11 protein-coding genes are annotated in these 15,972 nt (G+C 46.3%); 8 read left to right on the top strand and 3 right to left on the bottom strand.

Annotation, left to right across the window (positions count from 1 at the left end):
• Window positions 1-80 precede the first annotated feature (80 nt).
• From A28LD_RS08075 to A28LD_RS08040, 8 genes are read left to right on the top strand one after another with little or no spacing between them, the layout of a single operon-like run.
• A complete protein-coding gene (locus A28LD_RS08075; RefSeq protein ID WP_007420588.1) occupies window positions 81-1,031 on the top strand; it encodes an NAD-dependent epimerase/dehydratase family protein in 951 nt (316 codons plus the stop codon).
• Window positions 1,028-2,248, top strand: coding sequence for a glycosyltransferase family 4 protein (locus tag A28LD_RS08070; RefSeq protein ID WP_007420587.1), 1,221 nt, complete (start codon window positions 1,028-1,030; stop codon window positions 2,246-2,248). The genes A28LD_RS08075 and A28LD_RS08070 overlap by 4 nt, the downstream gene beginning before the upstream one ends.
• Window positions 2,238-3,284: an NAD-dependent epimerase/dehydratase family protein gene (locus tag A28LD_RS08065; protein WP_040487230.1), complete on the top strand. Its 1,047-nt coding sequence runs from the start codon at window positions 2,238-2,240 to the stop codon at window positions 3,282-3,284. The genes A28LD_RS08070 and A28LD_RS08065 overlap by 11 nt, the downstream gene beginning before the upstream one ends.
• The gene (locus A28LD_RS08060; protein ID WP_007420585.1) at window positions 3,281-3,847 is read left to right on the top strand and encodes a sugar transferase; all 567 of its coding nucleotides are present in this window, start codon (window positions 3,281-3,283) and stop codon (window positions 3,845-3,847) included. The genes A28LD_RS08065 and A28LD_RS08060 overlap by 4 nt, the downstream gene beginning before the upstream one ends.
• A 9-nt stretch (window positions 3,848-3,856) precedes the next feature.
• A complete protein-coding gene (locus A28LD_RS08055) occupies window positions 3,857-5,842 on the top strand; it encodes a nucleoside-diphosphate sugar epimerase/dehydratase (protein WP_007420584.1) in 1,986 nt (661 codons plus the stop codon).
• A 42-nt stretch (window positions 5,843-5,884) separates the two neighbouring features.
• Entirely contained in the window at window positions 5,885-8,527 is a 2,643-nt protein-coding gene (locus A28LD_RS08050) for an SLBB domain-containing protein (protein WP_007420583.1), read from the top strand.
• A gap of 1 nt (window position 8,528) precedes the next feature.
• Complete coding sequence (locus A28LD_RS08045) at window positions 8,529-10,064, top strand: capsule assembly Wzi family protein (protein WP_007420582.1); 1,536 nt, start codon at window positions 8,529-8,531, stop codon at window positions 10,062-10,064.
• A gap of 3 nt (window positions 10,065-10,067) precedes the next feature.
• On the top strand, window positions 10,068-11,123 hold the full coding sequence (locus A28LD_RS08040) for an NAD-dependent epimerase (RefSeq protein ID WP_040487227.1): 1,056 nt from the start codon (window positions 10,068-10,070) through the stop codon (window positions 11,121-11,123).
• A gap of 183 nt (window positions 11,124-11,306) precedes the next feature.
• Here A28LD_RS08040 and A28LD_RS08035 read toward each other — a convergent pair whose 3' ends face one another.
• The 3 genes from A28LD_RS08035 to A28LD_RS08025 all read right to left on the bottom strand — a co-directional run bounded on the left by A28LD_RS08035 (window position 11,307) and on the right by A28LD_RS08025 (window position 15,936).
• Window positions 11,307-11,666 carry a hypothetical protein gene (locus tag A28LD_RS08035; RefSeq protein WP_007420580.1) on the bottom strand — a complete coding sequence of 120 codons (360 nt, stop codon included), beginning with the start codon at window positions 11,664-11,666 and terminating at the stop codon, window positions 11,307-11,309.
• A gap of 134 nt (window positions 11,667-11,800) precedes the next feature.
• A complete protein-coding gene (locus A28LD_RS11975) occupies window positions 11,801-15,199 on the bottom strand; it encodes a YjbH domain-containing protein (protein ID WP_007420579.1) in 3,399 nt (1,132 codons plus the stop codon).
• The gene (locus A28LD_RS08025; protein ID WP_040487194.1) at window positions 15,199-15,936 is read right to left on the bottom strand and encodes a YjbF family lipoprotein; all 738 of its coding nucleotides are present in this window, start codon (window positions 15,934-15,936) and stop codon (window positions 15,199-15,201) included. The genes A28LD_RS11975 and A28LD_RS08025 overlap by 1 nt, the downstream gene beginning before the upstream one ends.
• Window positions 15,937-15,972 lie beyond the last annotated feature (36 nt).

Here is a 15,972-nt window from a genome sequence, read left to right as displayed (position 1 = left end):
TTACAAATAATTCCGTGAACTGTTCGCGTCGTGTCACTGATTGTAGTGATCAAATTAGATAGTTTAAATTCAGGTTTTTTATGAAAATACTTATAATAGGTGGACGTGGTTTCATTGGTCAAAAACTTGTGGACTCCTTAGTTAAGCACTCCTATGCTTTTGATGTTTTATCGCGCTCTCCAGTAGAAACTGTAAATCCAGTCCCGAAATTTATCAAAGGCGATCTTTTAGCTGCTGATTTGGATTTTGATCGTTTAGTTAGTAAATACGACGTTATTTTTAACTGTGCAGGTGAGCTGTATAATAAGGATTTAATGTATGCGCTTCATGTCGATGCAACAGCACAATTAGTTTCTGCATGTAAAAAAAATGCAAAAAAGCAAAACCGCAAAGTTCATTGGGTCCAGTTGAGCTCGGTCGGTGCGTATGGACCATCTAAACCCAAGGCGAATAAAAAGCGACTAGTTACTGAAGAAACAACTCCAGCACCAATTGGTGAATATGAAGTGACTAAAACATTAGCCGATGAAATTATCTTGAAAGCGGCGGATGAATTTTTTAGTTATACGATTTTGCGTCCCTCAAATGTTTTTGGGGCTCAAATGCCCAACAGCTCTATCAGACAGTTGGCAGCGGTTATTAAAAGAGAGTTATTTTTTTATATCGGAAAGCCAGGCTCAACTTCTAATTATGTGCATGTTGATGATGTGGTTGATGCCCTAGTTCTATGCGGGTTTGATGCGCGCGCAAGAGATCAGGTTTTTAACTTATCAAATGATTGTCCTCAGTCAGATGTGATCGATGCTTTGGCAGAGGGGCAAGGTTTATCTGCGCCAAAGTGCAGATTGAATGAGTCTGTTGCTAGAGTTATTGCATTTCTGTTTTCTTGGTTTCCAGGGTTTCCTTTAAAAGCCTCCCGTATTGACGCTTTAGTTAATCGAACTAATTATGATATAAGTAAAATTGAACGGGTTGTTGGGTTTAAACCTTCACGTGATGTGAAAAACACAATAATGGAGGCCCTTGAATGACTGATACTCAAAACAAAGAAGCGCCTAATCAACCTTATTTAGGTAATGTAAAAATAGCGCGTGTTTCAACGGTCGCATTTTTTATAGACACACAGCTGCATTCGCAAATTAGCATGACCATTCAGTCAGGTGCAAAAGTTTCTATTATTGCCAGTGATCCAGCGTTGAATCGTCCGATTGAAGGATCTGACTATTTCTCCATTGATATTCGGCGCGAAATCAGTCCATTTGCAGACTTATTGGCTCTAATAAAGTTATGGAAATTATTTAGAGAACAAAAATTTGATATTGTTCACTCTACAACGCCTAAGGCTGGTTTGTTAAGCGTACTAGCTGGAAAGTTTGCTGGCGTGCCTATTCGTATTCATTCGTACACTGGTCAGCCTTGGGTTACGCTTAATGGTATAAAACGTACCTTAGCCAAATTAGGTGATAGGGTTATTGGCTTTCTGACCACCGCGTGTTATGCAGATAGCGAGTCACAAAAGGCATTCTTGGTTTCCGAAAAACTTGTCTCTGCTGATAAGCTATCGGTGATTGGCAAGGGCAGTCTTGCTGGGGTTGATATCAAACGCTTTAACCAAGGACGATTTAGTAAAAGTGAGCGCGATTCTATTAAAGAAAGCTTTGGAATTTCTCAAGATTCAACTGTTTTACTCTTCGTGGGCAGGATTGTTAAAGATAAAGGTGTTCTTGAGTTAATTGAAGCCTTTAAAAATTTAATTGCGAGAAGCAGCAACACTAATCTTTATTTATTGATGGTTGGTCCAAAAGAATTACTTAATGATGAACTAGGGATTGAGGAGAATTCAGATATTTCACAAAAGATAATATTTACTGGATATACCGATTTTCCCGAACAGTATATGGCTGTCTCTGATGTGCTTTGTATTCCAAGTTATAGAGAAGGTTTTGGTACAGTTGTAATTGAAGCAGCTGCAATGGGAATTACGACCATTGGCTCAAATATTTACGGTTTATCAGATGCTATTGTGGATGGTGAAACGGGGGTTCTCGTGAAACCCAAGAATGTGCAGGATTTGACACAGGCTATAGATAAAATTGTGAGAGAGACTGATTTGCGTAAACAATTAGGCAATAACGCTCAAGCTAGGGTGTTAAACAATTTTTCAAATGAAGTTATTAATCGCTTAGTTATTGAAGAGTATTCTGTCTTGTTAAGTAGGTTAGAAAAAGTAAATGATTATGGCGGATAAAATATTTTTAACCGGTGCAACTGGGTTTGTTGGTTCGGCTTTGCTTAATAGATTTATTGCAGATGGCGCTAGTGTTAAGGCTTTGGTGCGTAGTGAGTCGGTGGGATTGCCAGGTGGCGTTGAGAAGATTTTCGGGGATTTATCGGGGTTGGTGGGGGATTTTCAAGTCGTTAAAACGCCGCGCTTCGCTCGCGATGACGAAGAAAGCAATGGTTGCAAAGGCAGCGATTCGGTTGGAGATTCCCCCGTTACGCTAGCAATGAATTTGAAGGGTTGCGATGTAGTGGTGCATACTGCCGCGCGGGTGCATATTATACGTGGTGAGGGGACGGAATATCTCCGGGTGAACCGGGATGCGACCTTAGTTTTGGCGCGTTTAGCCGCTGAGGCTGGGGTTAAGCGGTTTGTGTTTGTGAGTTCGATTAAGGTAAATGGTGAAATGACGAGACCTGGTAACGTTTTTGTTTCTGAGATTTCTCAAACACCTACTGATCCTTATGGGTTGTCTAAGCGGGAGGCTGAGCAAGGGTTATTGGAGATTGCTAAACAATCCGGCATGGAGGTGGTGATTGTTCGCCCACCTCTGGTCTATGGTCCAAATGTGAAAGGGAATTTTGCTGCCATGGTCAATTGGGTTAAAAAAGGCGTGCCTTTGCCCTTGGGTGCGATGCGTAATGCGCGGTCGTTGGTGGCGTTGGATAACTTGGTGGATTTTATTGCGGTGTGCGCAGACCCCGCGCGCTCACCAAAGGCCGCGAATGAGGTATTTTTAATTTCGGATGGGGTTGATGTGTCCACGTCTGAATTATTACGTAAAGTGGCTAGAGCCCTTGGGGTGAAGTCGCGGTTGTTTCCGATTCCGGTCGGCTTGATGAGTTTCACTGCGCGCTTATTGGGTAAAGGCGCGGTGGCGGATCGCTTGTTTGGTAATTTACAGGTGGATAGTTCTAAAGCGTGCGATTTGTTAGGTTGGAGGCCGGTAGTGACGATGGATGAGCAACTACATAAGATGTATGAGGGCGATAGAAAAAAATGAATATAGCGTTACGTATCATTGATTTTTTTGCCTCATTGCTTGGGCTGTTGTGTCTATTGCCTGTTTTACTGTTGTTGACCAGCATTGGCTATTTTGACACGGGCTCCCCAATATTTCGTCAAGAACGTGTAGGCCAAAATAAAAGGCCTTTTACGTTGATAAAGTTTCGCACCATGAGCCCTAATACGGAGTCTGTAGCAAGCCACTTAGCTGATGCAAACTCGATCACTAAGTTCGGATATTTCTTACGGAAAACAAAACTTGATGAATTTCCACAGCTTTGGAATGTTTTAAAGGGTGAAATGAGCCTTGTTGGTCCCCGCCCTGGGTTGTTTAATCAAACGGCTCTTATTGAAGCGCGCGATAAGTTAGGGGTATATCATGTGCGCCCTGGCATTACAGGCCTTGCTCAGGTGAATGAAATTGATATGTCTACCCCTGAATTGTTGGCGGAAACAGATGCAAAGATGATTGCTGAACTGAACGTTCGCAGCTATTTTAAGTACATCTTTCTTACAGTTGCAGGCAAGGGGAGTGGTGATCGTGTTCGCCCCTCGAAATAATTATTAATTATGATCCGTAAACTTATTACTTTACCCCGTAATCAAAAGCGCGCCGTAGCTGTAGCGATTGATGTGTTGGCGCTTATTTTTTCGTATGCGTTTGCGTTAAGCGTGCGCTATGAAACGCTGTATATTCCTGCTGAGCCAGATGTAGCCTGGGCGTTTTTACTCTCGTTGCCGGTATCTTTATTGTTGTTTGTGCGCTTTGGTTTATATCGTGCCGTAGTGCGGTATATGGCACTTTCGGCTTTGTTGGTAATTACCCTTGGGGTGCTTAGCTCGGCGGTGGTGCTGGCAGCTGCTATTTGGGCGTTGCAAGCGCCGGTTCCCTATAGCGTGGTGATAAATTACGCGCTCATGAGCTTGGTGATCGCAGGTGGTTTGCGGTTGTTAATGCGGGCCATGTATGAGCAAAAAGTAAGCCGCCGTAAACAGCGCGTTATCATTTATGGTGCTGGCTCGGCTGGGAGGCAACTAGCGCACTCATTAATTAATGGCGCTGAATATCACCCAGTATGCTTTATTGATGATGATCCAACGTTGCAAGGTTCCACGGTGTTGGGGCTGCGCGTATGTTCACCACAGAAAATTCAAGAGCTACTTACTCAATTTGAACCTAAACTGGTGTTGCTGGCTATGCCAAGTGCAACTCGTTCTCGCCGTCGTGAAATTTTAGATACGCTTGAACCATTGCGAGTTTCTGTGCAAACCATTCCGGGTATGTCGGATATGGTGAGTGGGAACATGCAAATTGATGAACTACAAGATGTGCGCATTGAAGATTTGCTTGGCCGCGATCCGGTAGAGCCGCGCAAGCGCTTAATGGAAACCAATATTCGTGATAAAGCCGTTTTGGTAACTGGTGCAGGCGGTTCGATTGGCTCTGAATTGTGCAGGCAAATTATTCAACACGAACCAAGGGTTTTGGTGCTAGTAGAAGTTTCAGAATACAACCTCTATGCCATTGAAAAAGAATTACAGGCCTTAGTTGCTGAAGCTGCAACACAGGGTAAAACTGAGATTTTAATTAAGCCGGTTTTAGCCAGCGTGCAAAACCAAAATCGCCTTACGCGATTAATGCAGCGCTTCGCCATCAATACGGTTTACCATGCAGCCGCCTATAAACATGTGCCTATGGTTGAATTCAATGTGGTGGAAGGAGTGCGCAATAATATTTTTGGCACCTTGCGCACGGCTGAATCAGCTATTGCCGCAGGTGTAAGCGATTTCGTGCTCATTTCTACAGATAAAGCGGTGCGCCCTACCAATGTAATGGGGGCTACAAAACGATTTGCCGAGTTAGTACTGCAAGCGTTAGCGCTTCGCGAAGGGGTAAGCACTCACTTTTCTATGGTGCGCTTTGGTAATGTGTTAGGTTCTTCTGGCTCGGTTGTGCCTTTGTTTCGCCAACAAATTGAAAACGGCGGGCCGGTAACCGTAACCCACGCCGATATTACCCGCTATTTTATGACAATCCCGGAAGCTGCCCAGTTGGTAATTCAAGCCGGAGCCATGGGAAGTATTAGTGCTGCAGAGCAACACAATAATGGTGGCCAAGTATTTGTACTCGATATGGGTGAGCCAGTGCGTATTGTAGAGCTAGCCCAAAAGCTTATTCGCTTGATGGGGTTGGAAGTAAAAGATGAACATAATCCCCATGGCGATATTGCTATTGTGTACAGTGGTTTGCGCCCAGGTGAAAAGCTTTACGAAGAGCTATTAATTGGTGATGATGTGCAGCCTTCGAATCACCCACGCATTTTAACAGCGCGTGAGCTACATTTGAGTTGGATGGAGCTTTCTGAGTATTTACAAAAACTCGATAGCTTTTGCACCGCATTTAGCGTTAACGAAATTCACCAGTTATTGCAAGAAGCACCGTTGGCCTTTGCGCCAACCAGTGATATTTGTGATTTAACATGGCAACCTCAGCGGAAAACAGCAGTTGCGGATATTCCTCATCTTGATGATGAGTTAGAAGAAAAATTAAAGTAGATTATTAGCTCATTAATTTAAAAAAGCCTTCAGGAGAATGCGGTGAAACGTGGTTTATTAAAAATAGGATTCGCTTTAGTGTGCGCAAGTGGTTTAACCCTTGCTAGTTCATTAATGCCCATGCAGGCTTCGGTAGCTCACGCGCAAGCATCGGCTCAGCAACTAACGCCTGCGCAAATTGAGCAATTTAAGCAATTACCACGCGCTCAGCAAGAGGCGCTTGCTCGCCAGTATGGCATTGATTTAAGTATGCTCGAACGCCAAGGCAGTAGCCGTGGTGCGCAAGAAGATCCTGAAACTTTGCGCCCTCGCGATGGTTTAACCGATGAGCAGCGCCGCATGGCAGAAGAAGATGCGGAATCTGAAAACGATAAGAAAAAGAAGCGTGAGCCTGAATTAAAGCCTTTCGGTTACAACATTTTCGCCGCCCAGCCCACTACTTTCGCACCAGTAAATAACGCACCAGTGCCTGGGAGTTACCGAATTGGTGCTGGTGATTCGGTGTTAATTCAAATGTTTGGGCAAGAATCGATTTCTCATAACTTGGTAGTTGATCGAGAAGGGCGTTTAACCATTCCGCGTTTGGGGCCGTTAACTGTGGCCGGCTTAACCTACGATGAACTGAAAGCATTAATTCAAAACCAAGTAAATACCCGCATGATTGGTATGCAAGCAGCGGTTTCTATGGGCGAGCTGCGCAGTATGCAAATATTTGTGCTTGGTGAAGCGCACCAGCCGGGGGCTTATACGGTGAGTTCATTAACCACCATTAGCCAAGCTTTACTGGCTAGCGGCGGCGTGAGTGATATTGCATCACTTCGGAATGTGCAATTAAAGCGTTCTGGTGAAACCATTGTTGAATTTGATCTCTACGATTTGCTCATTCATGGCGATGCTAGTAAAGATCGTTTGTTGCAGCCGGGCGATGCGGTGTTTATTCCAAGCCGTGGGCCATTAGTTGCAGTAAGTGGCGAAGTAGTTCGCCCAGCGCTTTATGAACTAAAAGCCGGTGAAACCTTAGCCGATGCCATGAACTTTGCTGGTGGCGCCTTGGCTTCAGGGCATTTACCTTCAGTGCGTGTACTCGGCGTACGCAATGGCCAACGGCAAGTAAGTACGGTAAATGCGGTTACTCAGGCCGAACGCTTGTTGGGCGATGGCGATGAAGTATATGTGCCACGTATTTCTGAAGCGGTGGATAATGCGGTTATGCTTTCGGGTGCGGTTACTCGGCAAGGGGCAATGGAATGGCAACCGGGTTTACGCATCAACGATATTATTCGTAGCCCTACCCAAGATTTATTGCCAGAAGCCGATTTGAATTATGGCCTAATATTGCGAGAAGACCCTGAAACCTATACTTTAAAGTTATATCAGTTTGATTTGTCTTCCGCGCTACGCGGTGATGCTCAGCAGAATTTGGCGTTGCAGCCGCGCGATGAAGTAATTGTTTTCAGCCGTTTTGAAGAAGAATCGAAGCGAATTCAAGCTGGTTTTGCTACCGATGAGGAAGTCGAAGAATACGAAGAAGAGAATAATGAAGTTGGATTAAATAATTCGTTATTGCCAACTGCAGAACGATTACCAAAAGATAAACTCGTGCTTTACTCAAAAAACTCCCGTCAAACTCTGCTAGAACGCCTGTTTGCACGGTTGCATACGCAAGGGGGGATTGACGGGACTGGCCGTTCGGTGAGTATTAGCGGTGAGGTGCGTTTTCCTCGTGAATACCCTATGGTTGAAAACGCTTCGGTTGCGAGCTTTATTGCCGCTGCCGGTGGTTTGCGTGATTCGGCTTATTTAGCTCGTGCTGAAATTACCCGCACGGTAACGGAAGATGGCGCTGCTAATACTGATTATATTCCGTTTAATCTTTATGATGCCTTACTAGGGAATGCATCGGTGCAAATACGTGCCCGCGATCAAATTAGCGTGTTCCGCATTCCTGAATGGCAAAATACCGTTGAAGTGATTTTAGAAGGCGAAGTGTTGTTCCCTGGCACTTACGCGGTGCGCCGTGGTGAAACCTTGCTCGATGTTGTTGAGCGCGCGGGTGGCCTCACTGATTATGCTTTTGTTGAAGGGACAGTGCTAACTCGCGAAGAGATTCGTGAGCAGGAACGTATGCGCCTTGCTTCGCTTAGTCAAGAGCTGCGGCAAGAAATGGCGAGCATTAGCTTAACCGAAGGTGGTGTTACTAATTACGGCGAATTAAACCAGCTCTTAAATGATTTAAGCGGTGCTGAGCCGGTTGGCCGTTTGGTGGTTGATTTAGCGCAAATTCTAAGCGGTGATCGTTCACGCGATATTGAATTGCGCGATGGTGATCGTTTAGTAGTGCCGGGCCAACGCCGCACCGTTTCGATTATTGGTGAAGTGCAAATGCCTTCTACCTATCGTTACGATGAAAGCTTGAGCGTTATTGATTACATTGAACGCACGGGTGGTGTAAAACGCCGTGGCGATGATAAGCGTATTTTTGTGGTGCGTGCCGATGGCTCGGTAATGCCTTATGCTCAGCGCCGCGGTTGGTTTAGCAGCACGGGCCGGGTAGATTTACGCCCAGGCGATACCATAGTGGTGCCATTGAATACTTCGTATAAAGATAATATGGAATTATGGGCTACTAGCACACAAATTCTGTATCAAATGGCAGTTGCAATTGCTGCTGTGAATAGTATTTAGTATGCGGCTTACGCCTATATTTATGCGCACTTGTGCTTTGGCTGGTATTTTTTTGGTTAGCCTTACTAGTGTAATGGTTGCCAGCCCAGCCCATGCTACGCCATGGGCTGATTCCGACGATGTGCAAGTGCGCCACAACTTGCAGATTCTGGCTGATGCGGGCGTGGTAAACCTTTCGGTAAGTACATACCCACTTATGTGGGGTGCGCTTATGGAGGTTTTGCAAGGTGTGGATACTCGCAACTTACGCCCGCATGAACGCAATGCTTATATGCAAGTAATGGCTGCGCTTGAGTTTCACCAACAGGGTGGCTACACCGGCGGCCAAATTAGCGGGCAAAGCAACAATGATGGGGAACGAGGCTTTGGCCAACGCCAACATGAAAAAGGCGCGATTGAAATTACCCGAGAATTAAAAGGCGATCATTCTGCTTTTCGTTTACAAACTGCTTGGCGCACCGGCCGCGAAACGCGATTTGGCCGCCAAGATAAGCAAGAACTTAGTTTTGCTGGTTCCTATTTAGCTACGGTGGTTACCAGCGAAGTATTAGGTAGTTGGGTGCTTTCGGCCGATCAGCTTTATACCTGGTGGTCGCCTAGCTATGAGAACGATGGCATGCATACCCGTTCTGCGCGGCCTTTGCATGCGTTACGTGTAACCCGCGCGGGGGCAAGCTCGAGTAACTTACCGATATTAAAGTGGCTGGGGCCATGGAGCGCCACGGCCTATGCAGGCCGCAGTGAGCGCTTGGTAGGGGCTCCTGAGTTGCTGATTAGTGACTTTGAGGGTGTAAACGATATCCTTGTAACTGATGCTCCGGCAGCTCGTGAGGAAGCCTTTGGTATTCGAGTTACCGCTAACCCTCACCGTTCATTACAGCTCGGCGCACGCTTTACTGGTGCGCATTTAGTACATACTTCAAAAAATGCGGCTATTGATGTCCGGGTTGTGTTGCCGAAGAAGCTTACCCCAGGGCAATTAGCCGTTTATGGCGAGTTGATTACCCACCAGAGCGATATTGATAATACCTACCATACCCTGGGTGCCGATTATAGCTTTGCGTTCGGTGGTGGCTCTGGTGCTGGTTCTGGTGCTTCTAGTTCCAGCAAACGGGCGTCGGCTATTACCAACGCCCGGGTATATGCCGAGCATTTGTATCATCAACAAAAAGAAACCATTGCCGTAGGCTACAGCCAATTTAATACCGCAGGTTTTGGTATTGATGTGCGCCTGCGCAACATTCGTTACCAGCCTAACTATTATCGTGCTATTGATTGGCAGAACCTTACCTATACCGATGGCGCTAATACCTTTGTTTCGGCTCAAGCGCTGCAACAGTATTTAGCGGGCCGGCAAGAACGTCAGCAAGCCGACATTACTTTCTATGTGCCATTGCGTGAAGGCCGTTTGAGCGCTGGCGTGCAAGCTTGGCGCGATAGTTATCGTTCTGATGTTGATTCTGGTGTTGGGGCTGCGGGCAATTCAGCAAACGATACTGATGTTAATGTATTTTTAAATTGGGAAATTCGCTGGTAAATGATGAAAATATTAGTAACCGGAACCGCCGGTTTTATTGGTTTTTATACTGCAGTTAAGCTTCTTGAGCTTGGCCACGAAGTAGTGGGGCTCGATAGCATTAATGATTATTACGATGTAAACCTTAAGTTTGGCCGTTTGGCGGAATCGGGCATTGCTCGCGATGCTGTGGCATACGGTAAGCAGGTGCAATCGAGCTGCTATGCGCACTATCGGTTTGTGCAGTTAAAGTTAGAAGATAAAGCCGCGCTCGATGCTTTGTTTGCAGAAGAACGATTCGATGCCGTGTGTAATTTGGCCGCTCAAGCGGGTGTGCGCTATTCATTAGAAAACCCGGCAGCGTATACCGATTCTAATATTGTTGGTTTTCTGAATATTCTTGAAGCTTGCCGGCACTTTGGCGTGAAAAATCTTTGTTTCGCTTCTAGCTCTTCGGTTTATGGTTTAAATGAAACCATGCCGTTTTCAACAAACCATGGTGTGAACCACCCGGTAAGCCTTTATGCGGCCACGAAAAAATCGAATGAATTGATGGCCCATGCCTATGCTCATCTTTATGGCATTCAATGCACCGGTTTGCGCTTTTTTACTGTGTATGGCCCTTGGGGGCGCCCCGATATGGCGCCGTTTATTTTTACCAAGGCAGCGTTTGCTGGCGAAACCATTAAAGTATTTAACAACGGGAAAATGAAACGCGATTTCACCTACATTGATGATATTGTTGAAGGGGTTGTGCGAGTTATTTTAAACCCTTGTGTAAGCGATAAAAATTGGAATAGTTTGGAAGCAAACCCGGCAAGTTCTTCTGCGCCTTATAAGATTTACAATATCGGTAATAGTGATTCGGTAGAGTTATTAGAATTTATTCAAGCGGTGGAAAACGCCGCCGGCGTAACCATTCAAAAGAACTTTATGCCCATACAACCGGGCGATGTAGTAGCTACCTTTGCCGATGTTACCGAGCTTGAGCAGGATATGGATTATCGGCCAAATACTTCTGTGCACGAGGGTATGCAAAAAACCGTGGCTTGGTATCGGGATTTTTACAAAATCACTTAAAACAAATTAGTTAAAACAAAAATGCCGCTTCAATTGCAATTGAAGCGGCATTTTTTATGTTTACAACTTTTAATTTTTGAATCACTGAGCTTAAATCACGTAATTTAAGCTCTTGGTTCTCGAACAAAGGCCATAAACGCCATATTCATCCTACATTCTGCTAACCAGAACAATTACTAACTATTAATTACCAGTAGTGGTGGTAGTAGAAGTAGTTGTAGTTGTAGTTGGTGTAGTAGTTGTAGTTGGAGGCGGAGTAGTTCCTGGAGGCGTAGTAGTAGTGCCTGGAGGAGTAGTTACGATTGTTTCTTCATCACAATCTTCGCCGAACAAGCATTCGATCTCATCAAGTGGATCTTTGCTTGAGCTGCCAACAACCGCTGCAAGTGCGGCTAAAGAAGCAATTGATGCAATACCACCTAATGAACCTAGGGTTCCATTAGCGTTGTTTTGCGCATTGTTTCCTGCAGCTCCGTCCTGTGCCATGGCCGGGGCAACAGAAACTAGCAATGCTGAAACTAAAGCTATAGCTGTTTTTCTCATAATTTAACATCCTTCATTAAGATACATGTATCGCTTGGCAATTCCTGCCGAGCATCTTTGATCATTGCATAGTTGCAGTAAAAAGCAAGTGAATTTTTAGTTGTGATTATATTGGCTTACCGTTTACTTCCCTATTATTCCCGGTTTTGATACGGGGAACGCTCATCGGTGGTATACCATAATTGCACGCGACGTTGCAGTTGCTGGCCGCCATCACGGGTTAGTGGGCTCCAGCCAAAGTTTACGCGGCTGCGTGAAGGCGAAATAGTAAAGAGATCGAAAGGAATATTAATAAAGAAACCTTTGTTAAACGAACCCTCACCAAAATCGGCGGTAGACATATCGGTAAAGGCGGCAAAAGCCCCTAGCGTTACCCCACTATCGAAGCGGCGTTGGAATATAATGTTTAAGCCTTTATCGCCGGCTAAAAACTGGCCAGCGCTTAAGGTTAACAAACCGCCATCGAGCCATTTGAAGTGTTGCCCGGCATCGTAATAAAGCGAGGCAAAACCAGTAGTTACTTCGTAATCGCGGAAACCAAACCTGCCGTTGAAATCACGTTGGCGTACGCGGTTAATATCTACCCCATATGAAAACGCGCTATTTAATGGCCGATATAGCACCTCTGCGCCTAGGCCACCGAACATTTGTTCAAGGTATCCGCCATAAGCACTTACATGCAGCTTCGGCGTTATGGCTTTGTAATAACTAGCTTGCAGGTTTTCTAGCCATACATCACTTTGTGAATATTCGCGGGTGAACGTGCGCACCCTTGGCACTGGCGATTGATCACTATCTACGGTGAAGTTGAACTTATCGTAGTTATTAATGATGTTGATACCAATATCACCATGTAACTGCCAGTTTCTATCAATTTGCCAAGTGCTAAAGGCGCTGGCCATGAGTTGATAGAACATAAAGGTTTCTGGTGAACCATAGCCTTGCTTTAAGTGCGGGCGAATACCCCAGCTTGGTGCGCCGGTGGTATCTTCATAACGCAGGGCCCAGCTTTCGCTTTCATTGGTTGGCCTAGGTGTTGGTTCTGTGCGCTCAATGCTTTTCCACGCTTGTTCAGGGGCGTTATCTGGATCGGCGTTGGCAATTTGTAGGCGATAAGCATCGGCATCGAAGGTGTAGCTTACTATAGGTTGTTTTGAAGCCTGCTCAACGATTTCAATTTCTTGCACACTTGTAGGTAATTCAGCAAGTAACGCGCGGGCTGTGCGATCGAGGCGTTCGCTAGGTGAGCGGAAGCGTCCTGCATGGGTATATAAGGTAACTCGATGGCGCAACGCTTCTTGATTTTCTGCGTTTTGCTGGGAAGCTTCGCTATAAGAGGTATCGTTGAATTCCATTTCTTCAACAACATACTCGTTGTAATGATAGCTGCGTTGAATCTGTAGAACTCGATCGAGCCGTTGGTAGTTAACCTCTTCGAAACTTTCGCTTCTGGGAGCTTGCCCAGCATCGGCCAATACTGCAGCTGGCCGTTCAGGGTTAAGTTGAATTTGCGCCATGTTGTTGAAGTTGGTGGTGATGTTGATACCAAAGGTAAGCACATCGCCACGTTCGTAATTTAGGCTTAAATCAATGGCGTTGTTGAGCTGCCAATTAGCCCCAAAGTTAAAGGCTGTGCTTGGATTTATGGTAACGCCTGCACGATCTTGTGAATAATCGTTGCTTTCAAACTCTAGTTTTAGGCGCAAACGATCGATTGGGGTTTGATATTCAACCCCAGCGAATAAGCCGGCATCGCCCCGAAACCACTGGCCTACCTCAAGTGTACCACCACGGCCACTATATCCGCTTGGGCGATCGCAGAAGGAACTGGAAGGGATACAGAATGGGTTTTTAAAATGATCGGCGGTGCCCATGCGGCCAAAACCGAGGCCGAGGGTGAAATCGAATGGGCCCCACGCTTTGCTGGCGGCAATATATTCACTGCTAAGTAGGCCGGTGCCAGCGAAATCAATTAAACCTACCGAGATTTCTGGGAAGTAAGTGCTTTCTTTGGCTAGGCGCACTTTTACATCGAAGCCTTTATCGGTAAGAATGCTGGTGCCTGAGAAGCTCGGATCGCGACTGTACAACCGATTCGGCATACGCAAATAAAACGCGCTGGCTTCGAGCCAATCAAATAGCTGCACAGAAACCGTGTAACGATAATATTCATTCATATCGTTGTAACTGATATTAAATGCGCCGGCTTCGGCGTGGCGGGCTGTGGGCATTTGAATTAAACCAATGCTGCCGTAGTTATTGTATGTGTGGCGGCGGTTTTCAGTATTTTCTAGCGTGGCGTTTACTGCCAATTCGCTGTTGTTTTGCCGTTCCCAGCTGCTGTGCTGGTTTATCGACCATGGCCGCAATAGTTGCCCCCAATTGTGCTCTGGGCGCAGGGTGTTGGCTGCGGCCGCACTTTTGTTTGCGGAGCTTGCGTTAGCGGTTGTATCGGCATTGCTATCGCTAACAAAATAACCCAACAGCTGATTCAAGTTTTCGGCAAACTCCGGAATGTTTTCGCGGGTTGCTTTATCGAGGCTATGCCCAAGCTTGCCTAATGGCAATAAGCCCCATGCCGAGCCCTCGCGCAAACCAACAAATAGCATATCGCCCGGCTGCACTTGATGGCCGCCAGCGTTGTGGCTACCCCAAGGTAGGGCTACCGCAGGGCTTTGCCGATGGGCGGCGCTGGTGCGCACTAGGGTTACTTGCTCGGGGTTATGCTCATCGAGCAATACATTGCTTTGCTGTTGCGCCAACATATATCCGCGCACGGTTTGGTTAGCTACAAATGGCTGCTTGCCATAGGCTTCGGTTAAGCCATATACATACACGTGTTCGGGCTGGCTGGGTAAAATAAATGTGTAGCTGCCGGCTTGCAGCAACGGGTTGTAGTTTAAATCTAGGCGCGCTTTGTAGATATTCGGCGCACCATAGGTTTGCACACCTAAACGCCAGGTTTGAATTTGTTCGCGTAGGCTTTCGGCGAGTAGCGGTTTGCTTTGCGCGAGTAGGGTTAAATCGTTCATTACTTGGTTGCGCGCGGCTTCGGCTTCTTCTTGCCTATCGTTCAAAATTAACCGCGCTGCAGGCCAATAGATATCTTGCGCTGAAGCGCCTTGTTGCTCACGTTGCTGATTTAGCTGTTGCTCGGCGAAGGCGAGTAGGGCTTGCAGGCGAGCGGGCTCTTGCAGCTCGATGGTGATTTCTTGGGTGGCCTGCTGTTGCTGTTGTTGCTCTCTTTGTGCGCTTTCTCGCTGCTGTGCGCTTTCTCGCTCTGTTTGCTCACGCGCTGGCTGAGGGCTCTCTGCCCGCTGAGGGCTCTGTTGTGCGCTTTCTAGCGCGGCGCTGGCGGCAAACGGGGTGGCAACGCTTAACGCGAGTAAACAATAAAGCGCGTTATGAACGGCAGCATTCAAGGGAGAGCGTTTGAAGCTAGTTGGCATATTTGGATTCGCTTTCTTGTTATTAATTTTTTTATTCACTATTTGCGTGTTTCTTATTTGCTTGTTCATTACTTGTTTGTTCATTATTGGGCCCCAGCCGAATCGCGGCCTACCCATTTTACTTGGATAAGGCTGATGTATTCATTTTCAGGCAGGATCTTTTGCTTGCTGCGCGCCACATGGCCATCGGCTTCGATATAAAAATCATTTTCAAAGGCAACGCCCGAGGCGGTGAAGTGCCCGGTTTCTACTACATGGTAAACAGTGAACTCACCGGACGGAAAGCCCATTGGCTCGGGGCCGGACACAATACGAAATTCTGAAACTACATTTTCACTGCGTTGGCGATCGCGGTCGACATAATCGATTTGCCGTTCCCAACGGGTGTTGCAGGTGCTGTTGTTGGTGTGGCTTTGAATGATGCAGCGTAGTGGATCGTTTTCGCGGTTGTTCACATATACCAAATCGTGCTGGCCGAGTTTGGCGGCGCTGATTTCGGCTTTTTGGCCCAAGGTTTTAATCACTCGGCCATTTTCGGTTACCACGGTGATGCTATCGCGGCTTATCCAGCTGTATTGCTTTTCTGTGCCCACGGTATCGATGTAGCCGAGCACTACTAATACGCGGTTGCTGCCATCGCGGCGGATATATTGGGCAGAATAAGGAAATGCTTCGATATCGGCGGGGGATAAATCGCTATCGTTACTTTTCGCCGTTTGCAGGGCGTAATTTATGGTGTTTTGAACATCGCCAAATACCGATGTGCAGCCGCTTAAATTAGGAAGCAGTAATAACGCCGCTGCCCCTAGTATTCCCTTCATATAATTCAAACTTATTCTCCAACTTGGCTGTTTTTA

The sequence above is a fragment of the Idiomarina sp. A28L genome, from assembly GCF_000218785.1.
Classification (GTDB): Bacteria; Pseudomonadota; Gammaproteobacteria; order Enterobacterales; family Alteromonadaceae; genus Aliidiomarina.
This window is presented reverse-complemented; position numbering and strand designations above follow the sequence as displayed.